Genomic DNA, 21,954 nt, shown 5'->3' with positions numbered 1-21,954 from the left:
CAAGTAATTAAATCGAATAGAGGGAACCTTCCCGTGCGATTTCGATAATGAGCCCGCTTTTCCCTGTAATTTTCGATCGGTATTCGTCTACTATCGCTTCCAATTGATCATCGCTCCTATTCGGATCGTGATGAAACAGCAGCAGTTTTTTTACGCCAGCCTTGTGAGCAGCATTGATGGCATACTCGAAGGAGGAGTGTCCCCAGCCGATCTTACCGTTTTTGTACTCCTCGAGGGTGTACTGGGAGTCATGAATAAGGAGGTCGGCCCCCTGGAAAAAGCGCAGAATCTTTTCGTTTTCTTCCCGTGCAGCCAAGGCTCCCTCTTCCGCCGCGGCAGAATCGTAATTGGGATCCTCTGGGTCCTCGGGGAATACGTTACGAAAAGGTTCGGTATCATAGGCTGTACAAAAGACCTTTCCCTTATACTCGAAGCGATATCCAAGACAAAGAATCGGATGATTGAGGTACTTGGTGGTGAGCCAGAGCCCGTCTCCAAGTTCCATGCTGCGTTCTTTCATCGGATGATAGGTGATCTTTGCGGCCAGTTCACTATGCTTTACCGGAAAGTAGCGATACCGAAGCTGATCGCCGACGATTCGATCCAGTCCTTCGTCTTCGTATGTGACGGGACCATAGATTTCCAGCTCACTTCCCGGAATGAAAATGGGAGTGAAAAAAGGGAAACCCATGATGTGATCCCAATGGGTGTGGCTGAGAAAGATCTTTGTTCTAATCGGCCCTTTGGGAAGGTCGTTTTTCATAAGATAATCACCAAGCTGACGGATACCGCTACCTGCATCGATAATGAAAAGGCGTTCGTCATCGCCGACTCTCAGTTCGATACAGGCGGTATTGCCCCCGTACCGAACCGTTGTTGGGCCGGGGCAAGGGATGGAACCGCGAACCCCCCACAAACGAACCTTCATCATGCTTCACCTCCCAATTTGAGGAATATCCTTGCCCTTTCGATTTCCTCGTTTACCACCTCTTCGATCTCTTCGAGCCAGTCGAAACTGACACCTATTTCGTCAAAGAGCTCAAGCGGAAGCTTCTCCGGGTAGCGGTCACCGGAGAAGCCTATCTCCAGGAAGTTTGCAAGGTAATTTGCGGCGGCTATGGTCAGCACCATCTCCCGATGTTTTCCCTCATAAGCTGAGGGGCTGTGGTGGTAGATAATGGCGTCGCTGATCTCCTGGCCGAGATTCCAGGTCTTTGCAATAAGTTGTCCCGCTTCACAGTGATGTATTGCCATTGCCCGTTTTTCCGCCTTATAAAGAGGCATTGTTTCCCGGTCCGCGATGCTCATTGCAAGAAAATACTGATCCGATAGACGATTGTTTAAGGGGATCTTTCCAATATCATGAAGCAAACCCGCGACGAAAAATTCCTCTATCTTTCTCGGATCGACCTTTCTTTTTTTCGCTATCTGCTTGGCGGTAACGCCGACACAGAGACTGTGGCGCCAGAATCCATCCATGTTGAGAGCCTGGAAATGTTCTTTACCGCCTAGGTTTCCCAGAATGGCCGTAGAGAGTGCAAGGTTTTTTACGGTGTTGATGCCGAGCATGATGATCGCCCGAACAAGGCTGGTGATCCGTTGATTGAGTCCGTAATAAGCGGAATTAATAAGCTTCATGACCCTACCCATGAGAACCGGGTCAATGCTGATGACTCGGTTCAGATCGGCGGGGCTTGCATTCGGATCGTTGCTGATCTCCATGACCTTTGCAACGCTTGTCGGAAGACTCGGCATTTTATTAATGTACAGCGCAACGATTCTCAGATTTTTCTCTCGATCCTCACTCATTCAGACTCTCCGTCGATTTGTCTCAGTATGGCCCCAATACGCTGTTTTAGGGATATTTTTACCTCTTCTGCTGGTAAATAGGAAGCCAATTCATCAAAGAAGGCGAAGCTGTCTTTCACCTTGGCCTTACGAAGAGGTTCGGCCGGAAGCGGTTCCGGCTTTATTACTGCGGTCGGCCCGGAAAGGCGTTTTATTAATCCTTCCTTTCCTTTCAGTTTAGCCCGTAGTGATTCCATTCTCAGCGGCATATCGCTTTCTTCAAAATTTTCCCGGAGTTCCTCCGGCAGATATTGGGCTAAGCTTTCAAGGTATGCAAGTAAATCTGCCGATTCTTCTGCGGTATTCTCCGAAATCGTTTCTTCTTTTTCTTTCTTGTGTGAAGCGCTTGTCTCCACCGGTTTTAGTTCTTCGATAGGTTCTTCCGTTGCATTGCCTTTTTGATGTGCTTTACGTAGCGGTTTTCCAGTATATATTACCGGAGTGTTCAGCTGAGTCATGAGCGGCTGTTTGGGGTCCTGTGTAGTTTCTGATGGTTGAGGTTGAGGTGATGGGCCTGGAGTTGTGGGGGTAGGAGGTGCTCCATACCCTTCCGTTCCACCAGGAGGCGGCACCTCTTGTGGCTCATGTTGCGGCTCACCCTGAATGGTCTTCGCTTCTCTGAGGGGGGCCGGTGATTCATCCTTCTCATCTTCTTCATCAGGAATTTCATCAGGAATAAAAATATCCTCTTCAAGCTCACGAAGATCAAGCTCTTCTTCCTCTTCATCAATGGCAATAACCGGTTCGATGCCGCCGATATCGATGATTGCTGCTTCATCCTGGCCGAAATCGGGAATGGTTTCATCGATAAGGCTTTCAGTCTCCTCCTCTGTTTCCTTTTCGGCCTCACGCTCTTGGGTCTCTTCCTTTGCCAGGGCCATGAGATGCTGTTTCCACTCTTTCTCCCGTTCTTCAGCATACTCTTCGGTCATCTTGTCATAGAGATCGAGACTTTCCTCCAGTTCTTCGATCTCTATATCGTCCCCAAGCCCCTCTTTCGTGTGAACAAGTTCCTTTGCGAAACGGACGGCCTCGGCCTGGTTGCCCATCATGCGATTCACATTGACCAGCCCTGTAAGAATACGCTGGTCGAGAGAATCTTCCGCATAGAGTTCCTGGTACATCTCCAACGCTTCTGTGTAGAGGTTTTTCTGAATAAGTAGTTCCGCAAGCAAAAGTGATCCTTCGTGAGAATCTCCCTTTGCCTCAAGATAGTGCCCAACCGCTCCCATTGCTTGCTCGACCTCACCACCGTCTTTTGCCATGTATGCAAGATGAAGCCATGCTTCGATGGCCGGGGGATCTTTTTTTAGGGCGAGCTTGAAATGCTGTTCGGCAAGTTCCTTCTTGCCTTGTTGCCTTCTTATCCTTCCCATCAGGCAGTGGGCCTCACCGTTGTCCGGGTCGTTTTTCAGCAGAGGCGCAAGGATCACCCCAGCCTTGTGGACCTTCCCTGCATCGATATATGCCTGGACAAAACGAAGTTGGAGGGCAACATCGTCGGGAAACTCGGCGGCCAGCGCCTGGATTGATTTCAATGCTTCTTCGGGGCTTTCGGTTTCCCGCTTCAGGGAACTCAGGTTCAAGGCCGCTTTCCCGTAGCCGGCATCCAGGCTAAGGGCCTTTCGATAACAACGTTCGGCCTCCTCCGCCTTTCCTTGTTCTGCGAGAACGGTTCCGAGGTTATTGTTTCCCTTTACGCTGCCGGGGGCGATCCTCACCAGGTCTCGAAACATCCGTTCGGCTTCTTCGAGTTTGCCGGCTTTTTGAAGGGCCACTCCAAGATTGTTGATTCCCGAAGGCCAGCCGGGACGGCTCTTCAAACTGCGCTTGTATTCCCGAATGGCCGCCTCGTAGTCTCCCTGGCTCTCCAGGGAGATGCCCAAATTGTAGCGAAGGGTAGGATGGTTTGTATCGTACTGAAGTCCCTCTTCGTATGTCGTAATGGCTCTGTCCGTCTGGTCCTGACTTTCGTAGATGGTTCCCAGATTGTTATAAGCAAAACTGAATGAGGGATTCAAAGAAATGGCATTACGGTAGTACCGGATTGCTTCATCGTAGATTCTCTTGCTTTTGAGGCAGTTTGCAATGTTGTACTGAACATCGGCCCTCTGAGGATCCGTTTCGTATGCGCGCTTAAGGTATGTTAAGGCACTGTCCATATCACCGGTACTTCGTAGAGCAACTCCAAGGTTATTCAATGCCTCCACATTATCCGGGGCAAAGGAGAGAATACGCTCGAAGGTTCCCGCAGCCTCTGCAAAACGCCCGCGCTTCATGGCTATTGTTCCCGAAAGGATCAACACGCTGAGATTGTCCGGATAAAGGCTTTCAAGCTGGTCGGTATATTGCTTTGCTGTTTCGTAATCATGGAGGCTGAGGGCATCACGTGCCAGCTCGTAAAGTTCCCGGGGCGTCACTGTTATGGTCTTCCTTGCGTGTTGTTTTGTGTCGGGCGTCCGTACACTTCCCGGCTTAAAGGGCCGGGTCTCTGGGGATCGTCGTTATCGAAGGCTGCAATTCTAAAAAAATAGAGGGTCCCGTTTTCCAGTCCCGTGAGGGTTATGCTGGTATTTTTCCCTACATTAATAGGGCTAATACCCTCATGTGCGGAACTCCCCCGATAATCATCAGGGGCCGTTCCGTACAGAAGGAGATAGCCGGAGAGATCGTGTGCGGATACGGCATTCCAGCTTATTGTCAGAGATCCGTCTTCCGGAACAACATTGATGAGCGAGGGGGGGACTGGTGGGGGATCTTGTTCATACAAGATATGTACTTCCGAGAGCATTGGACTTTTGCTTCCCGTACTGTCGGGAAAGAGTTCAAAGCGAAGTTGAAGAAAACGTCCCTTGCTTTCCACCGGGAATGGGGTACCCGGAACAAATGGTTTCCATGCCCCTTCAAGTTCTTCATAATCGCTTTTCGTATTACTTTGTCGGTAGAAGTATCCTATCCTGCTCATCCCTTCGATGCTGCTGTCCGTTTCAATGGATACCACCCTTGCGTGTTTGCCGCCCAAATCGATGGGAATGGTCTCTGCCGTTCCACTTTTCAGCGGATAGGGTTTCAGATGTGACGTTTCAATAAGGGTTTTGCTGATCCTCAGTTCATCGAGAAAGCCGGTATAGCCTGTTCCCAGGCGTAAAGGCTCGGCTTCCGGACCGCCTATGTAGGGAAGAAATACCGATGATCCCTCCTGCCCTGTAGCCGTTATGTAGCGTACCGCTTCATCCTTGCCATCGACTTGATAAAGAAGCATTCCCGTTTTTGCGTTAAAACAGAGGCTGTGGTGGTGCCACTGTTCCGGTACCAGAGGGGTTCTTCCTTCGATCTCTATAGAAAACGGACCGTTTCCCGGGGGAAGAAAGATGTTGTCAAAGCGCCAGGTAAGGCTTCTGCCTGAGACATACACCTGAATCTCCTGGGCCGCTAGTGCCTTTTCGATCTGACGGCTGCTCTGCCAAAGCAGTATCGTCTCTCCCTGTTCAAGGTATTGGGGTCTGAGCCAAAATTCTATGGTAAAGTCGCTCCAAAGTGTATCAGGGTACAGGAGTGAAGAGGCTTCAGGCATCAACGCTATCTCATTCTCCATCTTGCGGAACAGTGCCGCACCCGGCCCGAATTTTCGTTCTGTCCGGGGATAATGGGCTCCGTCTTCCATAAGACGATAGAGGCCGCCGTTTACCTCGTTTCTTCTATCGAAATGAAGGAGTAGGTCGGTGTTCGTATCCGGCCTATAAGAATCTTCGTCGAGCATCAGAACCTGTTGCGATTTCTCTTCAAAGCTAATCCGGTTCCCACCGATAACTGTTTCACCGCTGCCCGAAGGAACCCTCAGTGTCGTGCGGGATAAAAGGCATAAGGAAGCCCACCCTGCGGAACGGCCTATCGATACTTCCGAGGCACTAAGGGGGAGGGGAAGGATAGCCCATACTGCGGTGAGAAATACTATTCTCACTATTTGGTTCAATAGAACGTCTCTTGTCTTCACAGCTTTGTATCTATTATCGACGCTTTTTGCCGGAAGTAAAACCCTCTCTTCGGGCTCTCTGCTCTCCTAATGTGTGATATAATGCCGCTGAACTGATAATCCTGACTATTTTGGACTGATGTTATGAATCGTTTTGCAAGGATACCGATGGCATTATTCGGCTTCCTCTTTCTCACTTTTTTTGTCCTCTCGCTCCACACGATCGTCGATCTTGCACGAATTACCAGCGACGAAAGTGGAGGTGAAAGTGCTCAATATCACTTTGCTCTTTTTCTGCCCGAGGAGTCCTACAGTTTTTTTCATCAGGTGGCTCAGGGAGCCCGAACCGCTGCTACGGAATATAACTGTGCACTTTCCTTTCATCCTGTCGGCTATGGTTCTCCCGATCTCGCGATGGCTCATTTCTCCGGAATCGACGGAGCGGTAATCTATCCGAATATTGAGGAACAGCAGATTCGAAATATTCTGGAACAGCTGAGTGCCGACAATATCTCCGTGGTTCTCGTCGAACATACCATTTCCGATGATGCTCCATGGACCTTTGTGGGCACAAATAATTTTGATATCGGACGAAAAATCGGAGAATTGATAGCGTTGCAAAGCAGCGATCCGCTTCAGATAGCAGTAGTCTACAGTGAAAAATCTCCCGGTATTTATGCGGAAAAGGACCTCGTCGGTTTGGGAATTACCTCCGCTCTTGGCAAACGACTTGAGTCGCCTCCTATTGCAAAAATGACCAATCTGAATCCCCTGGATGCGGAAGCCCTGATCTATCGGATACTTCGTAATGAACCGGGGATTTCTACCATTGTATTTACCGACGCCAGGGATACACTTGCGGCGACACAGGTACTTATCGATATGAACCTTGTTGGAACGGTTCAATTGATCGGTTTTGGGGCCGAAGAGACCATCCTCGATTATGTGGAGAAGGGCATTCTTGCAGGAACCGTTGTGACGAATCCCCGAAGCATCGGATATCACGCAATCGAGGTATTGTCCGAGCTGAAGAGAAATGGACACTCTGCCGGCTATGTCGATACGGGCGTTAGCATCATCACGCAAAGCGAGGTAAGTACCTTTCGAAAAGTGGAGGAGGGAAAATGAAACGTTCTCTCCGAATGCAACTCTTTCTCAATATCATTCTGGGCCTTGTCACCATTGTTTTTTCCATGTCGTATGTCTTTTTCAGCGCCATGGAACTTCAGGAAATTGTCGACACCCAATTTCGTAAAGAACAGTTTTATCAGAAATTACAGCTGGAAATTTCCCGAATCAGAACCCCTATTCTCTCCTATCTTTCTAGCCGTTCTTCCAAGGCATTGGCCGAACTCCTCATCAGGGAACAGACACTGCGCCAGATGATACCAAAGGAAATTCCTGTGACAACGGATGCATATCAGCTTGCCGAACGGGAAATTTTCTTTATGTTGAGAAACTATCTGGACCTTGTTGAAGAATCCATCGCCCTTAAGCGGGGGAGATCCATCGGCGAGTATACGCGTAAATATGAAGAGATGAAAAATCTGAATGCCTACCTGACTACGAGGATCGATGCCATTAGTCTTTCCGGAATACGAAAGCAGTTGGCGGTTTACGAGTCGGTTATCGATGTCTCTCGGGAATTACAGCTGCGAAACCTTCTGATGATTATCTTTTCCTTTCTCTTTTCTTTAACCTGGATGCTCTTTTCCATCAACAAGGTTACCGATCCGATGCACCGCCTTGCCCAGATGGCAGGAGAGCTGTCGGCCGGGAACTTCGAGATAGAGGATATTCATATCTCTGCCGTAAGCGAAGTAGAGGCCGTGGTCGAGGCCTTTAATGATATGAAGAATGATATTCGGCACAATATTGCCGAAATTCAGCGTCAGAAAAGCATCGAGCAAGGCTACATGAATGAAAAGCTGCGAAATTTGAAGATGGAACAGCTGCTCAAGCGTATGGAGCTCTATACCATGCAGGCTCAGATGAATCCCCATTTTCTCTTTAACACGATTAATACCGGTGTTCAGCTTGCTATTGTGGAAGATGCCGAAAAGACTGCCGAATTTATGGAACATCTGGCAACCTTCTTTCGCCATAACATTCGCGAGCGTAAGTTGATTGTTCCGCTTCGGCATGAAATTGAAGGACTGCGTTCCTATTTCTACATTCTCAAGATTCGATTTCCGAAAACCCTTGACTGCAGGCTTGATGTCTCGGAACCTCTCCTCGATTCCTGTTCGGTCCCAGCCCTGATTCTGCAACCTCTCGTAGAGAATTCGGTCATACACGCCTTTAAAGGGGTTCATCGAAAAGGGAGCATTTCGGTGAAGGTATGGAAAGAGGGAAAGATGATTATGTTATCGGTCCGTGATGATGGAATCGGTATCGCAAAGGAGATGACGGACTCCCTTCTCAAACATTATTCCTGGGATCAGGAACATACTTCCAAGGTGATGGGACTGGAAAATGTCATCCAGCGGCTCTATTTCTTCTATCCCGACAATCCGGACATTGTCACCATACAGTCGGGACCTGATCGTGGAACAGAGGTCATCATATCCATCGACATGGAGGAGGAACCGTGTATAAAGTTCTGATCGTCGATGATGAGGAACCGGTTCTCAATAGCTTTTCGTATATGGTCGAACATCTTGCAGATGGTTTTACCGTATCGGGAAAGGCTCATTCGGGATTCGAAGCCATCTCTTCGGCACACCAGAATCATCCCGATTTGGTATTCATGGATATTGGCATGCCGGGTATCGACGGTCTGGAGACCATAAAGGAGCTACAGCGGAGCTATCCCGCCATGTTGTTTGTGCTTTCTACCGCGTACGAACGTTTTGATCTTGCAAAAAAGGCAATTCCCCTCGGAGTTTTCGATTACCTTGTTAAACCGATCTCCCGGAAGAAATTTCTCGATACCTTGAAGCAGGCCCGTCGTCATCTTGATCAGGAGCGGGAACGTAATGCCCTCAGGTTGGACAATGTAAAAGGAAGTATGAACTCCAGGGTTTGGGAAGAGAAGAATTTTCTCTTGTTGGCGACCTGGAAGGGGTTGAACCGCAAGGAGTGGGATCGATATCGGCAACTTTTTTCCATCGATAGCGATCTCGCTTCGATGTACCTCATCAAACTTACCGGGGTGGAGGTGAAAGAGCGCAGCCGTTTTCACGAGGAGATCGTGAGACAAATATCCCTCAAATATCAACAGCTTTCCACCGAGTATCTGGGAAAGCTGCTGGTTTTCCTTCCCGGTGATTTGGAAACCGAGCGACTTCGTTCTGTTCTTGACACCATTGTGAAGCGTTCGGTTCCTCAAGAAGTACGAATCACCACCGGCTTGGGCCACCCCCACCCCTTCGACTCTTTCTTTCGCTCTTGCGGTGAGGCCTTACAGTATGTATCGGAAGATGATGAAGAACAGGGGGTCGGTGAGGATTGGGAGGCGGTTTTTGAACTTCGAAGGCAAATTTCCAGGGCTCATAGTTTGGATGATGCCTATCCTTCCTTTTTCCGATATAGCGAAAATGTGTTTCGTTCCTCTCCTTTTCATGTTGCCAAAGCTCGTATGGTTGCCTTTTTTACCCTCTTACTTGATGACCTTGTCCGTTCCCTCGGGGGAGAACAACCGCCCGCTTTTCCCTTTGAACCAGCCAGAGATATCATGGCCCTATCTACAAAGGAGGAATGGGATGCCTGGGCGGGGAGGGCGCTTCGAGCTGTAATTGAAGCTGAGAATCCCTACCGGGAGCGGCAGCTTCCATCTGTTCTTGCCCGAGCGGTCTATTACATTCAGGGAAACTACGAAAAACAGCTGCAGCTTTCCGATGTTGCTTCCTTTTGCAGCGTGTCCCCAAGCTATCTCAGCCGACTCTTTTCTGAGCATCTCGAAGCCTCGTTTATCGACTATCTTACTTCTGTTCGGATGCGTGTCGCTGAGGAACTTTTGTTGGAAAACAGACTACCCATCAAAGAAATAGCCTATGCGGTGGGTTATCAGGATCCCAACTACTTCAGTCGAATTTTTCGGAAACAGAAAGGGATTCCCCCCACCAGCTTTCTTCAGGAGCAAAGAGATGATGAAAAACGTTAGATTTCAATCCGTTTGTATGTTTGCCGTCCTTATTCTTTTATCATCCTGCTGGGGGGGGCGGGAGAAAGAGAACGGAAAAAAAGAGGAGGGTAAGGTAACCATCGGTTTTTCCATCGCTACTGATACCTTCATCATCGAGCGGTGGAATAAGGACATCAAAATTTTTACGACAGCGGCAAAGAACCTTGGAGCAGAAGTGATCCTCCAACTCTCTGCCGGGGGTGCAAAGGCCCAGATAGATCAAATTCACTATTTGCTTGAAAAGGATATCGACATCCTGGTGGTTCTCGCCCACGATACCTCTCTACTGGCGGGGGCCATTAAGGAAGTACGAGATCGTCGTATCCCGGTGTTGGCCTACGATCGCCTGATCATGGGGGTTCCGGTGAACGCCTATATCTCTTTCGACAACCGCGAGGTTGGGCGTCTTTTCGGAAAGGCTTTGACGTCAAAGGTACCCCGGGGCAACTATCTGATTGTCAACGGCTCGATACGGGATAACAACAGCTATGAAGTGAATGATGGGCTGCATGAGATTATCGACCCTTATATCGAGGCGGGGCAGATTCACATCGTCGATGAGCTGTGGCTTGAACAGTGGAGCGGCGACGAAGCCACGGTCAGAGTTCGGGAGGTGCTTGAGCGGACTACCGATATCGATGCCATCTCGGCTGGAAATGATCAGATTGCAAATGCCGCGATACAACTTCTTGCCGAACGCCGCATGGCCGGAGATGTCGCTGTAGTGGGCCAGGATGCGGATCTCCTCTCGTGCCAACGGGTTGTCGAGGGGCTACAGATCATGACCGTCTACAAGCCGATCGAGAAACTGGCGAGTCGGGCGGCAGCTCTTGCCGTTGAACTGGCGAAGGGCGAGATGCCCGATCCCGATCGAATGGTCGAGAACGATAGTGGGGTCAAGATCCCTTTTTTTGTCGAGATGCCTCGGGCTGTTTTTAAGGAAAATATGGATGAAACGGTGATTCGGGACGGTTTTCACTCGGTTGAAGATGTCTATCGCGACCAACAAGGAGAATTTTGACCACAAAATTCTCCTATTGTGTTGTTTTCATAGTGATACAGGTAAAATATCTGAAGTAGTCGACAAATTTCTCCTGTGTGCAGATGTTCATATCCCCCCCATACTGAAGAAAACCATTCATGTTCGGAGGAGTTTATATGAAACGAATTGTCGCTGGTGTTGCTGTCCTTTTGGTGGCTGCTGTAGCCATGTTTACATCCTGTAGTTCCAAAGAGAAGCTGGATATCGGTCTTGCCATGCCGGAGACCCATGTTGAACGGTGGCAGAAAGATGGTGCTGCACTTCTTGAGGATGCTACCGCCAAGGGATACAACGCCGAGGTTGCTTACGGCGATGCCGACCAAAGCAAGCAGAATCAACAAATCGAGGATTTTATCACCAAAGGTGCAAAACTTCTCATCGTCGGATCGGTTAACGAAGGTGTTGTTTCGGTTATCGAAGATGCTGCGAAGGAAGATATCATCACCATTGCATATGACCGTCTTATTACCGGTTCCGATGACTACGATTACTACATCACCTTTGATAACTTCAAGGTCGGTCAGTTTCAGGGCGCTGCTATCGAAGAGGCTCTTGGCCTTGGGAGTGTCAGCAGTGATAATCCCAAATACATCACCCTTTTTGCCGGTTCTCCCACCGACAACAACGCAAATTTCTTTTTCGACGGTGCTATGTCGGTCCTTCGCCCCTACGTAGAAAAGGGCTCTCTTGAAATCGTCGGACCCGCTCCCCTTTCATCTTCCGATGCCGATTTTACCAGGATTGCTACCGAAAACTGGAGGGCCGATCTTGCCAAGGCCAGGATGGAGAATCTCCTCAACAACGATGCCAAGGGTGTGGTACTTGATGCTGTTCTTGCCCCCAACGATACCCTCGCCAGGGCCATCATCGAAGCGCTTTCGACCGATGCCAAGTACAACACGGTGGACAGGCTTCCCGTCGTCACCGGTCAGGATGGAGAGATTGCCTCCATTCAGTACATTCGGGACGGAAAGCAGTACATGACCGTTTTTAAGGATACCAGAAACCTTGCAACCGCCGCCATCGAGCTGGCCGATGCCCTTTTGAAAGGCGAAACCCCCAATATTCAGGGCGCCCGTCTTGATGAAGAGACCTATGATACCGGCAAAAAGATTGTAAAATCGTACCTTCTCGAGCCGGTTAATGTTACCAAGGACAACTATCAGGAAATCATGATCGACAGCGGTTACTACTCCGCAAGCGATATCGATTAACAGTCGAATGGGCACGATGGCGGTACCCGGTTGGGGTGCCGTCATCGTGCTATCGGGTAACAGGGTAACGGTGTGAGCGAATATATACTTGAAGTGCAAAATGTTACAAAGGACTTTCCGGGAGTCCGGGCCCTCGACCAGGTGAGCTTCAGCGTTCAGAAAGGGGAGATCCACTGCCTCTGCGGAGAAAACGGAGCCGGTAAGTCGACCCTGATGGGGGTTGTCAGTGGGGTATACCCCAAAGGCGGCTACGAAGGAAAGGTTTTCATGCATGGGAAGGAGACCTCGTTTCGAAGTATCCGCGACAGTGAGAGGGTGGGGCTTACCATTGTCCATCAGGATTTATCTCTCAGTCCTTATCTCTCAATCTATGAAAACATCTTTTTAGGCCATGCCAAAACAAAAATGGGGATCGTTGATTGGAATCAGATGCTTGTCGAATCGGTTCCCCTTTTGGAAAAGGTCGGTTTGACTGAAAAACCTGAGACCATCGTGAGCAAGATGGGCGTGGGAAAGCAACAGCTGGTGGAGATAGCGCGGGCTCTTTCGAAGCAGACCGAATTGCTGATTCTCGACGAACCAACCTCTTCTCTCAATGATGACGAAAGTGAAAACCTCTTGGATCTGATCCTTGAGCTGAAAAAGGGCGGTCTTACCTGCATCATGATCAGCCATAAGCTTGATGAGGTTTTGAAGATTGCCGATTCAATTACCGTTCTTCGCGATGGAAAATCGATCCGCAGCTACGATACCAGGCAGGAAAAGGTCGATAAATCGATGATCATAAAAGATATGGTCGGACGGGATATGACGCATCTTTATCCTCCCAAAACACCCAATATTGGGAACGTGGTGTTCGAGGTGAAAAACTGGACGGTCTATCATCCGGAATACCACGCTCTGAAGGTTGTGGATAATGCTTCGTTTTTTCTTCGAAAGGGAGAAATCCTTGCTTTTTGCGGGCCTATGGGTGCGGGGCGGACCGAGTTGATGATGAGCATCTTCGGAAAATCCTATGGCTCTTCATGCGAGGGAGAACTTTTTATCAACGGCGAGTCCCACGATTTTTCCTCTCCCCATGAGGCTATTCGGCATGGGCTCGGGTATGTTTCTGAAGATCGAAAGGACCTTGGTCTTATCCTGATTCAGGATGTTAAGACGAATATCTCAAACTCAAGTTTGAATAAGCTCTCAAAGCTTGGCATCGTCAATAACTTTGAAGAGATCCATGCCGCCGAGCGTTATCGTAAATCGCTTAATATAAAAACCCCTACCATCATGCAGCTCGTTCGGAATCTGAGCGGCGGGAACCAGCAGAAGGTGGTACTCAGCCGCTGCTTGCTGGCCGATCCGGAGATTTTCATTGTGGATGAACCGACCAGGGGAATCGATGTCGGCGCCAAGTATGAGATTTACACAATCTTAAATACCCTTGCAAGCCAGGGGAAGAGCATCATCATGGTCTCCTCCGAAATGCCGGAGGCAATCGGAATGGCGGATCGAATCTACGTGATGAACGAGGGGCAAATAAAGGGGGTACTCGACCGGAGCGAGGCGACTCAGGAAAAGATTATGCATATGGCACTTGAAAACTGATTTCAGGAGTAAATATATGGCGAAAGCAACAAACAGCAGCGGACAAGTGACGTTCCTGCAGCTTGCGAAGGAAAATATCAGAAACTACTCGATGTTTATCATGCTTGGGTTGATTTTTGTGGTATTTTCTATCCTTACCGGGGGCGTAAACTTTACCTCGCGGAATATCACCAACATATTCATTCAGAACAGCTATATCCTCATTCTTGCTGTGGGTATGGTGCTTGTTATCATCATCGGAAATATCGATCTTTCGGTCGGATCGCTTTGTGCTTTTATCGGCGCTATTAGTGCAATGATCTATAATGCCGGAATTCCTATCGTTCCTACTATCTTTCTTACCATTGTGGTGGGACTTCTTGCCGGAGTCTGGCAGGGATTTTGGGTAGCCTATGCCAGGATTCCTGCATTTATCGTGACCCTGGCCGGTATGCTTCTATTCCGTGGTCTTACCTACGTCATCACCGATGTGACACCGATCAGTCTGCGGGACGACGGTTTTAAGCGGATCACCTCCGGTTCGATTACCATTGAATCACTTAATATCGGGGGACTTCATACCCTTGCCCTGATTGTCGGGGCTGTCTTAATTGTCCTTTTTCTCTTTAGTAGTATACATACGCGAAAGGCAAAACTGCGACGGGGTTTTGATGTTCTTCCCATGCGCTACTTTGTTTTAAAATTAGCCTTCATTATCGCCATGATCGGTTTGCTTTCCTATAAGTTTGCCGATTATCGGGGGATCCCCATGATTGCCGTAGTTCTTGGTATCGTCATTTCCGTCTTTGTTTTTGTCACGAAAAATAGTGTGATCGGGCGATATATCTATGCAGTCGGCGGTAACGCCCGTTCGGCAAAACTTTCGGGGATCAACTCGGAACAGGTCATCTTCGTGGTCCACGTTATCATGGGCGGACTTACCGGTCTTTCAGGATTGGTTTTTACCGGATACATGAACTCGGCGCTGCCTCAGGCCGGTAATCTCTTTGAGCTTGATGCCATTGCCTCCTGCTTTATCGGTGGTGCTTCCGCTACCGGCGGTATCGGAACCATCATCGGTGCCATCACCGGAGGACTGGTTATGGGTGTCATCAACAACGGTATGTCTCTTATGAATATCGGGGCCGATTGGCAGTATGTCGTGAAGGCTTTGGTTCTCTTGCTTGCCGTCTTCTACGATATCTATACGAGAAGAAAGTCCGGTTTGGGTTGATCATAGGCTCCCGTCGGAAGTATCTTTTCGGCGGGAGTTTTTTTGTGTACGAAGCGTTGAAAGCCACGGTGCGGGATTTTCCCGGAAGTCCCGGTGTCTATCTTATGCGGGACACCGGCGGTGTGATTATCTACATCGGCAAGGCGAAAAACCTGAAAAAACGGGTCTCCAGCTACTTTAGCGGAAACAAGGATGTCAAAACACGGGTCCTCGTCGATCGGATCGACAGGATCGAGTATATCACCACCGGCAATGAGTATGAGGCTTTGCTGCTCGAGAACAACCTGATCAAAGAGCATACGCCCCGCTACAATATCAACCTGAAGGATGGAAAAAGCTATCCTGTCATTCGTATTACCGCAGAGCCCTTCCCAAGGATCTTTCGTACCCGCCGGATCATTCAGGATGGATCGGAATACTTCGGCCCCTACACCAATGTCGGGGACATTGATGTCTATCTTGATCTGATCGAACGACTTTTTCCTTTACGCAAATGCAAGGGGAAGGTCAAAAAGCGTGAACACCCCTGTCTCTACTACCACATCGGCCGCTGTTCTGCACCCTGCTGTGGGAAAATCGATCGTGAGAGTTATTTACGCCATGTGGATGGGGCACGGCGCCTGCTTTCGGGAGAGACCGAAGAACTTCTTGTCGGGCTCCGACGGCGCATGGAGGAGGCTGCCTCCCGTCTTGATTTTGAAAAGGCAGCAGAACTGCGGGATACCATCTCCGCCGTTGAAACGGTGGGCAAGGATCAGGAAGTGGTCGACTTCAGCTCAGAGAGCAGGGACTATGTTGCCTGCGCCATGAACGATTCTCTCTGTTCTTTTGCCGTCTTTCGCATGCGGGATGGTAAATTAGTTGGACGGGATCTTTATCGCGGACGGGCCCTTTCGAGTGAAGATGAGGCTTTTTCTCAGTTTTTTCTCCGTTATTATGGGGAACTCAAGGATATTCCGGAAACGGTCTTTACCTCCGGCGGCTTCGACACGGAGCTGGTAGCCTCCTTTTTTAAGAATGAACGGAACAAAGACGTCTCCATCATTATCCCCGAGGAGGGGAAACATTCCCGTATCTTGCGTATGGTGCTGGATAATGCCCTGCACGATCTGGAAAAGCGGCTCAAGGCTGAGGCCAATATTCCCGGTCTGGAGGAGCTCCGTACAATTCTCGGTTTAAAGAAGCTGCCTCGCCGGATCGAGGGCTTTGACATCGCCCAGCTTTCCGGAAAATATCCCGTTGCATCCATGGTATCTTTTTATAATGGAAATCCCGATAAAGGCAGTTACCGTCGTTTTCACATAAAGACCCTTGAAGGAAAGATCGACGATTACGAGGCAATCCGTGAGGTTGTTGCCCGCCGTTATACCAGGGTGGTCAACGAGGGGATCGAACGCCCCGATCTGGTGCTGATCGACGGAGGAAAAGGCCAGGTGAACGCCGCCAGGGCCATCCTCAACGCCGTAGGGCTGAAAGATGTGGCAGTGATCGGTCTTGCCAAGCAGTTCGAAGAGATTCATTTCCCGGGGAGCGGCGAACCGGTGCGACTTCCCGAAGGTAATGAGGCCCTGCGGGTTCTCCAGGCTGTTCGGGATGAAAGCCATCGTTTTGCAACTGGGTTCAACAAGCATCTCCGAAAGAAAGGGGTAAAACTTTCTTCCCTCGAATCGATTCCCGGAATAGGGGCTAAGCGGGCCGCGGCGCTTCTCAGCACTTTTGGTTCCTTGGAGGCTATTGCCGAGGCAAGTGTCGACAAGATTGCAGAGATAGCCGGAAACGGTCAGGATGGGGCTGCGGATGTGCTTCAGGCGGTACAGGATATTGTTAAAAAAAAGCAGCGCGAAATTTGACTTCCGAGCATAGGAGTAGTACATTTCTAGTACTGATAAGGAGGAATGATCATGAAACCACCTTACGGAATATGCCGGGATTGAGCCCCGGCGAAGGAAAGAAGAACATAGTGACGGGAAACGTTCTGCGTTTCTCTTTCAAAACAAAGTGAGGCGTTGATTAGGTTGAAGGCCTTTTGGCCGGATCCTACAAGCCCCTAAAAGCCGGCGATGCGCCGGCTTTTTTTTGTCCATCGAAGCGGGCAAATTCGGCCGATAGGCAAGGGGTTGTCGATAGTATTATTTTAGTAGTGTTCGGAATCCTGGTGGTTTCATGCCGTCTTTCCCGGAAAACTCCTTAGGTTTCCAGGATTGCTTGATCGTATGTTCCTATACTTCTGCAATTGGCGGCAACAAAAGCAATTGAGAGGCTTTGACCACCAGGATTCCGAACACTATATATTATTTTTGTCGGTTCCAGGGAATAAGTAGATATTCAGCCAGATCAATGAGGGCAAACATTATGCCGCCTACCACGCCCATGGCAATGATCCCTGCAAACATTTCCGGATAGTTTATCCTCATCCAGCAGTCCATGATAAAAAAACCAAGGCCATAATGAGTGGCGAAGGTTTCGCTGAAGAAAAGGGCGGCAAGGGCTGTTCCCGTTCCCACCCTGAGGGCCGTTACATATCGGGGCAATCCCGCAGGAATAATGACATATCGTAATTTCGCCAAAGGACCGCCGCCCAGGACCTCTATGGTTGTAAAGTACTGATCAGGAATGTTGGCGGCAGCGTCCCGTATCGCCAACATCATTTGGAAGAAGAGTACCAAAATCAGAAGGATCACCTTTGCTTGGTTTCCAAGGCCGAAAAGCAGCATGACCACTGGTAACAGGGCCACTTTGGGAATGGGGTAGAGCAGGTAACTGACCGGGCTGAGGACGCGGTCGATCAGCCTGCAACGTCCGGCTGCGACCCCGAGAGGAACGGCGATGAGCGAGGTAACGACAATTGCCGTAACAGCCCGAAGCATGGTAGCCCCGGCATGGGCCAGCAGGACCCCAGGTAGAAGGGAGAAAAAGAGCGCAAAGGTTGAAAGCGGCGGCGGAATGATTTCCGGGCGGAAGGAGCTGAGCGCGGCCCACAGCAGGATAACCACGCCGAGGCCGATGATTGGACCGGAAAAGAAGCGCTTCATCGGCATGCCTCCTCAAGGGCATTTCGCAGCAGCCTGCATCGCTCAAAATATAACTGAGAGCTTCGTTGGTTTTTCTCACCTTTGGGCGGCAGTTCTATCAAATTACCGCTGCTCTCCGGACCGGGCGACATCACCAGGGTCGCGTCGGCCAGATATGCCGCCTCTTCGATGCTATGGGTCACCAGTACGACGATCATCTTCTCGTCTGTAATGGAGGCGAGTAGTTCCTGGAGCCCCTCTCTGGTAATCGCATCAAGGCTTGAAAAGGGTTCGTCGAGGAGCAGCAATTCGGGTTCGGTAACCAAGGCCCTGGCAAGGGCCACCCTCTGCTGTTCTCCGCCGCTTAAGGCAGCCGGATAACGGTCGAGGTATCGGTCTATGCCCGCGGCTCGTGCGGCTTCGACTGCCTTTGCCATGCGCACTTTTTTTGCCACTCGGCGTAGCTGCAATCCCACTTCGATATTCTTTTCGACGCTAAGCCAGGGAAGCAGGCCGAAATGCTGGGGAATAAGACCTATGCCTCTATGCCCTCGTTCTATAGGGCGGCTGTCGAGGCTGATCGTGCCCTCTCCCTCTCCACGCAGAATGCCGGCGATCATGGCGATAAGGGTACTCTTACCACAGCCCGAAGGACCGAGAATCGCTATGGTCCTACCTCTTTCTGCAATAAAAGAGATATCTTGAAAAACGGCCGTATCGCTATGTTCAGGATAGGCATATCTACAATGCTTCAATTCCAGCATAGACCAGAGTATAAGGCGGCAAGAGGTTTTGGGTCTACTGAGTCAGAAGAAACAGAGATAGAGCTTTGTTTCTTATTGCGGAACTTTCGAGCTTATGCCTTGACCACGGTGAGCAGCATTTTGAAAGGAGTTATTGCTTTCAGGGAGTGAGGAATTCCTGCGGGCAATATAATAAAATTCCCCTGTCGAATCTCAAAAGGTCTATTATCAATTTCGACATGATTTGCTCCAAAGAGCGGAATTATCATGGCATCACCTGGCGCTGCATGTGTGCTAAGACCTTCATCTGTATCCATAGCAAATAGAGTTAATGTAAGTTCCTTTTGTTGAATAATGGCTTTACTGGAAACTGAATGTTCCCGGACCTCTATCCATTCTGCCAAAGCTCCCGGAGTAGCTACCGGCAAATGCTTAAGGGAAATCTCAGATTCAATCTCATCAAAAAATGTATAGATAAAAACCTGGCAATTTTTTATTGCTTTCAATTCTGAGCAAACAGACTTTTCTACAATACAAAAATCACCATCCTTTACCTCTCTGCCATTTATGGATAAAATTCCGTCGGTAACGAGGTAAAGGGTTGTCTCCAAAAGATTATGGCCGCTTATGGATTCTTCTTTGGCCAGAGCATATAGTTCAAGTCTTAAGAGTCTGTTTTCGGCAAGTTTTGTGCTGAAGATTTGTCCGGGAGACGGGATGAGAAGTTTGGAAATTTCTAATATTTCTGCTTGTTTGAGTTTCTGAATAAATTCCATATCTATTCCTCCAGTAGCGAGATGATCTTTTCTTTTAATTTCTGAAATGTACAGGAATCGAGATTCCTTCGTTTTGTATCTGTACTAATTGTGAATTCTCCCGCAACTCTTGCTGGGCGCTTCGTCAGTACAATAATTTTGTCAGCAAGTTTTAGAGCCTCATCAATATCATGCGTTACAAAAAGAACAGCAGTTTTTTCTTCTGTCTTGATTTCGTTCACAAGTTTCAGCATTTCCTGACGAAGTTTGTGGTCAAGTGATCTAAACGGCTCATCCAGCAAAAGGATATCGGAACCGTAGAACAGAGCCCTAGCTATTGCGCATCGCTGTCTCATCCCCCCGCTTAGGTCTTTGGGATGGTAGGATTCGAATCCTCCCAGGCCTACTTCCCGTAAAAGCTCCATAGCACGTTCTTTGTTACCGTCCTGAGCTACCAGACAAACATTCTCAAAAACAGTTTTCCATTCAAGGAGCCTATCTTCCTGAAAGACAAACCCCGTTTTGCTAAAGCTTGTGTTAATCGCCCCTTCAAAATGAGTGATATTGCCGGAAATGATACGAAGCAATGTTGTTTTGCCGCACCCTGAAGGGCCGGTTACTATGACAATTTCGGAAGGTCCGACTTGAAAAGAAATATCGTCAAGGACCTTTAAATGTTTTCCGTTAAACACCTTTGAAAGGTGCTTGATTTTAAGCATGCCGTTTCCCCTTCGTAAGCCAATCAATAACATAAAAAATAAGAACTGTTATGACCGTCCAGGCTATAACGGTTTCCGGCTCAAGATTCATCCTCGCCTGAGACAAGGCCCCTCCGATTCCCGTAGGGGTGGTAAGAACTTCGCCCATTACCATAGTTTTGCAGGCAAGTCCCAAAGATATCCTCCATCCTGAGGTCAATGACGGCCGAATTGACGGTATAATGATGTCGAGAAACATGGAACGTTTCGTTAATCTGAATGTCTCCCCCATTTCCAGCGTTTTGGGATCAATATTCATTATTCCATGCTGTACACTGATCACCATTATTGGGAATATTGCCATGGAAGCAATGAAAATAGCCGGTTTCCCATTAAATCCGAACCAGAGGATCGCAAGTATCAGGAGGGCCACCGGTGGTATAACTTGCAGGACTCCGATAAGGGGACCTGTGATTTCCCGAAAGACTGTGAATTTTCCACAGAGAATTCCTATGGCAAAACCGGCTATCGTTCCCACTGTAAGTGCCGTGATAAGACGGGTAAAGCTAACCAGAATGATTTGCAGCATATCTGCATGTGTCATGATTTCTACAATTTTCACACATACAGAAGGAATAGTTGGTATTACAAGGGGCGGATAGATGAAAGAAAGAATGCCCCAGACCCCTATTACCAGAACAAGGGCTGTCACGCTTGCCTTAGTCTTGCCCATCATAGTACAGACCGCCGTCCGGTATTTTCCCTCCGATGGTTTTAGGATCAAAGGAGTAAAGCAATGTAAACAATGCTATACAATCGTCTTTTGCTTCCTGCGCTGTCTGATATCGTATGCCCATACGGGGGATTCCTTTCTCAAAAACCGCAGCTGACATATGAAGCTTTTCATGGGCAAGCTGAGCCGCTTCAGCCGGATTTGTAACGACCCATTCGACTGCCTTTTTATACTCAGCCTCGAATTGTGCCATAAGTTCAGGATGCGCTTCAATGAAAGAAGTTCGCACGCCCCAACCAGCATTCGGTTGGTCCGTATCGTTCTGTTTCAGTTCCTGCCAACATTCGGTAAAAGAAAAAACAGACCGAATCTCAGGGTTTTTCATCATAGACATGGTACATTGGGGTTCTATTTGGGTCGCATATTCAATCTTTCCCGCAGCCATGAGGTTGGCGATCTCGGCCTGTGTTGAATAAATAATTTCTATATCTTTTTTCAAATCCACTCCCGCGTTTTGGAGAAATACTTGTGTCAGACAGTCAGGAGGAGAAGATCGAAGCGGGATATAGATCGTTTTACCTTTAAGATCTGTCCAATCCTTGAAATCAGGATCTATAGTTGTGAAATAGGTTACTCCCCAGGTATTGACATTAGTAAGAGCCAAGCCTATGCCTTTATTATACAACTTGGCGGCAAGGGTTAACGGAAAAGCAAACATATCGCCTTCCTTCCCTTGGAGCATAGATACAAGCTGTTCAGGAGAAGTCCACAAAGTATATTCAAAATGAACATATTCACCTAACGCCTGCGTCTCTATCATCCGCAAAAGAGGTAGGGCAGGAGGAGCCGTAGGAATTCCACACGTTATGGTTAAAGGATCCGATATAACAGAGGAATTCTCCGCTCGTTTTTTTTCTTGAGATCCACCTGCATATAAAAGAGAAACGACAGTTGTTGTCAGAACAACTAAATACAAAAGAATTATATTTCTTTTTTTCATTA

Annotated in this window: 18 protein-coding genes; 8 read left to right on the top strand and 10 right to left on the bottom strand. The window is 48.7% G+C overall.

Translation table 11 applies throughout. The features are described 5' to 3' along the window. Nucleotides 1–7: 7 nt before the first annotated feature. Genes SPIRS_RS20545 through SPIRS_RS20530 form a run of 4 tightly spaced genes read right to left on the bottom strand, consistent with a single transcriptional unit; the run spans nt 8 to nt 5,821 of the window. Nucleotides 8–931: an MBL fold metallo-hydrolase gene (locus SPIRS_RS20545; RefSeq protein ID WP_013256617.1), complete on the bottom strand. Its 924-nt coding sequence runs from the start codon at nt 929–931 to the stop codon at nt 8–10. Then, nucleotides 928–1,809, bottom strand: a complete 882-nt coding sequence (locus SPIRS_RS20540) for an HDOD domain-containing protein (RefSeq protein WP_013256616.1) — start codon at nt 1,807–1,809, stop codon at nt 928–930. Before SPIRS_RS20540 ends, SPIRS_RS20545 begins: the two co-directional genes overlap by 4 nt. Beyond that, on the bottom strand, nt 1,806–4,268 hold the full coding sequence (locus tag SPIRS_RS20535) for a tetratricopeptide repeat protein (protein WP_013256615.1): 2,463 nt from the start codon (nt 4,266–4,268) through the stop codon (nt 1,806–1,808). The genes SPIRS_RS20540 and SPIRS_RS20535 overlap by 4 nt, the downstream gene beginning before the upstream one ends. 2 nt (nt 4,269–4,270) lie before the next feature. After that, nucleotides 4,271–5,821 (bottom strand): LamG-like jellyroll fold domain-containing protein, encoded by a 1,551-nt coding sequence (locus SPIRS_RS20530; protein ID WP_245537642.1) that lies wholly within the window; start codon nt 5,819–5,821, stop codon nt 4,271–4,273. A gap of 144 nt (nt 5,822–5,965) precedes the next feature. Here SPIRS_RS20530 and SPIRS_RS20525 point away from each other — a divergent pair, with 144 nt between their 5' ends. The 8 genes from SPIRS_RS20525 to uvrC all read left to right on the top strand — a co-directional run bounded on the left by SPIRS_RS20525 (nt 5,966) and on the right by uvrC (nt 16,862). After that, nucleotides 5,966–6,949 (top strand): sugar ABC transporter substrate-binding protein, encoded by a 984-nt coding sequence (locus SPIRS_RS20525; RefSeq protein ID WP_041866156.1) that lies wholly within the window; start codon nt 5,966–5,968, stop codon nt 6,947–6,949. Next, nucleotides 6,946–8,427 carry a sensor histidine kinase gene (locus SPIRS_RS20520; RefSeq protein WP_013256612.1) on the top strand — a complete coding sequence of 494 codons (1,482 nt, stop codon included), beginning with the start codon at nt 6,946–6,948 and terminating at the stop codon, nt 8,425–8,427. The genes SPIRS_RS20525 and SPIRS_RS20520 overlap by 4 nt, the downstream gene beginning before the upstream one ends. After that, entirely contained in the window at nt 8,412–9,926 is a 1,515-nt protein-coding gene (locus SPIRS_RS20515) for a response regulator (protein WP_013256611.1), read from the top strand. Before SPIRS_RS20520 ends, SPIRS_RS20515 begins: the two co-directional genes overlap by 16 nt. Then, nucleotides 9,913–10,968, top strand: coding sequence for a sugar ABC transporter substrate-binding protein (locus tag SPIRS_RS20510; protein ID WP_013256610.1), 1,056 nt, complete (start codon nt 9,913–9,915; stop codon nt 10,966–10,968). The genes SPIRS_RS20515 and SPIRS_RS20510 overlap by 14 nt, the downstream gene beginning before the upstream one ends. Before the next feature lie 137 nt (nt 10,969–11,105). After that, entirely contained in the window at nt 11,106–12,203 is a 1,098-nt protein-coding gene (locus SPIRS_RS20505; RefSeq protein WP_013256609.1) for a sugar ABC transporter substrate-binding protein, read from the top strand. Between the two features lie 72 nt (nt 12,204–12,275). Beyond that, nucleotides 12,276–13,799, top strand: coding sequence for an ATP-binding cassette domain-containing protein (locus SPIRS_RS20500; RefSeq protein ID WP_013256608.1), 1,524 nt, complete (start codon nt 12,276–12,278; stop codon nt 13,797–13,799). 16 nt (nt 13,800–13,815) lie between these two features. Then, nucleotides 13,816–15,012 (top strand): multiple monosaccharide ABC transporter permease, encoded by a 1,197-nt coding sequence (gene mmsB / locus SPIRS_RS20495; protein WP_013256607.1) that lies wholly within the window; start codon nt 13,816–13,818, stop codon nt 15,010–15,012. 44 nt (nt 15,013–15,056) lie between these two features. Next, nucleotides 15,057–16,862 (top strand): excinuclease ABC subunit UvrC, encoded by a 1,806-nt coding sequence (gene uvrC, locus SPIRS_RS20490; protein WP_013256606.1) that lies wholly within the window; start codon nt 15,057–15,059, stop codon nt 16,860–16,862. Between the two features lie 441 nt (nt 16,863–17,303). Here the strand turns inward: uvrC and SPIRS_RS20485 are convergent, their stop codons facing one another. The 6 genes from SPIRS_RS20485 to SPIRS_RS20460 all read right to left on the bottom strand — a co-directional run bounded on the left by SPIRS_RS20485 (nt 17,304) and on the right by SPIRS_RS20460 (nt 21,952). Further along, nucleotides 17,304–18,044: an ABC transporter permease gene (locus SPIRS_RS20485; RefSeq protein ID WP_013256605.1), complete on the bottom strand. Its 741-nt coding sequence runs from the start codon at nt 18,042–18,044 to the stop codon at nt 17,304–17,306. Further along, nucleotides 18,041–18,787, bottom strand: coding sequence for an ABC transporter ATP-binding protein (locus SPIRS_RS20480; RefSeq protein ID WP_013256604.1), 747 nt, complete (start codon nt 18,785–18,787; stop codon nt 18,041–18,043). Before SPIRS_RS20480 ends, SPIRS_RS20485 begins: the two co-directional genes overlap by 4 nt. Before the next feature lie 92 nt (nt 18,788–18,879). Continuing rightward, nucleotides 18,880–19,542 (bottom strand): cupin domain-containing protein, encoded by a 663-nt coding sequence (locus tag SPIRS_RS22260; RefSeq protein ID WP_013256603.1) that lies wholly within the window; start codon nt 19,540–19,542, stop codon nt 18,880–18,882. Nucleotides 19,543–19,544: 2 nt separating this feature from the next. Beyond that, nucleotides 19,545–20,240, bottom strand: a complete 696-nt coding sequence (locus SPIRS_RS20470) for an ABC transporter ATP-binding protein (RefSeq protein ID WP_013256602.1) — start codon at nt 20,238–20,240, stop codon at nt 19,545–19,547. Beyond that, nucleotides 20,233–20,955, bottom strand: coding sequence for an ABC transporter permease (locus tag SPIRS_RS20465; protein WP_013256601.1), 723 nt, complete (start codon nt 20,953–20,955; stop codon nt 20,233–20,235). The genes SPIRS_RS20470 and SPIRS_RS20465 overlap by 8 nt, the downstream gene beginning before the upstream one ends. Next, on the bottom strand, nt 20,939–21,952 hold the full coding sequence (locus SPIRS_RS20460) for an ABC transporter substrate-binding protein (RefSeq protein ID WP_013256600.1): 1,014 nt from the start codon (nt 21,950–21,952) through the stop codon (nt 20,939–20,941). The genes SPIRS_RS20465 and SPIRS_RS20460 overlap by 17 nt, the downstream gene beginning before the upstream one ends. Nucleotides 21,953–21,954 lie beyond the last annotated feature (2 nt).

Source organism: Sediminispirochaeta smaragdinae DSM 11293, assembly GCF_000143985.1.
GTDB lineage: Bacteria > Spirochaetota > Spirochaetia > DSM-16054 > Sediminispirochaetaceae > Sediminispirochaeta > Sediminispirochaeta smaragdinae.
Note: the sequence above shows the minus strand (reverse complement) of the source record. Positions and strands in the feature narration are given on the sequence as shown.

Bases quoted from the DNA above. Each gene is read 5' to 3' on its own strand.
- SPIRS_RS20545 (WP_013256617.1), bottom strand. From the start codon at position 931: ATGATGAAGGTTCGTTTGTGGGGGGTTCGCGGTTCCATCCCTTGCCCC.
- SPIRS_RS20510 (WP_013256610.1), top strand. From the start codon at position 9,913: ATGAAAAACGTTAGATTTCAATCCGTTTGTATGTTTGCCGTCCTTATT.
- SPIRS_RS20520 (WP_013256612.1), top strand. From the start codon at position 6,946: ATGAAACGTTCTCTCCGAATGCAACTCTTTCTCAATATCATTCTGGGC.
- SPIRS_RS20460 (WP_013256600.1), bottom strand. From the start codon at position 21,952: ATGAAAAAAAGAAATATAATTCTTTTGTATTTAGTTGTTCTGACAACA.
- SPIRS_RS22260 (WP_013256603.1), bottom strand. From the start codon at position 19,542: ATGGAATTTATTCAGAAACTCAAACAAGCAGAAATATTAGAAATTTCC.
- mmsB (WP_013256607.1), top strand. From the start codon at position 13,816: ATGGCGAAAGCAACAAACAGCAGCGGACAAGTGACGTTCCTGCAGCTT.
- SPIRS_RS20525 (WP_041866156.1), top strand. From the start codon at position 5,966: ATGAATCGTTTTGCAAGGATACCGATGGCATTATTCGGCTTCCTCTTT.
- SPIRS_RS20480 (WP_013256604.1), bottom strand. From the start codon at position 18,787: ATGCTGGAATTGAAGCATTGTAGATATGCCTATCCTGAACATAGCGAT.
- SPIRS_RS20540 (WP_013256616.1), bottom strand. From the start codon at position 1,809: ATGAGTGAGGATCGAGAGAAAAATCTGAGAATCGTTGCGCTGTACATT.
- SPIRS_RS20470 (WP_013256602.1), bottom strand. From the start codon at position 20,240: ATGCTTAAAATCAAGCACCTTTCAAAGGTGTTTAACGGAAAACATTTA.
- SPIRS_RS20465 (WP_013256601.1), bottom strand. From the start codon at position 20,955: ATGATGGGCAAGACTAAGGCAAGCGTGACAGCCCTTGTTCTGGTAATA.
- SPIRS_RS20485 (WP_013256605.1), bottom strand. From the start codon at position 18,044: ATGAAGCGCTTCTTTTCCGGTCCAATCATCGGCCTCGGCGTGGTTATC.
- SPIRS_RS20505 (WP_013256609.1), top strand. From the start codon at position 11,106: ATGAAACGAATTGTCGCTGGTGTTGCTGTCCTTTTGGTGGCTGCTGTA.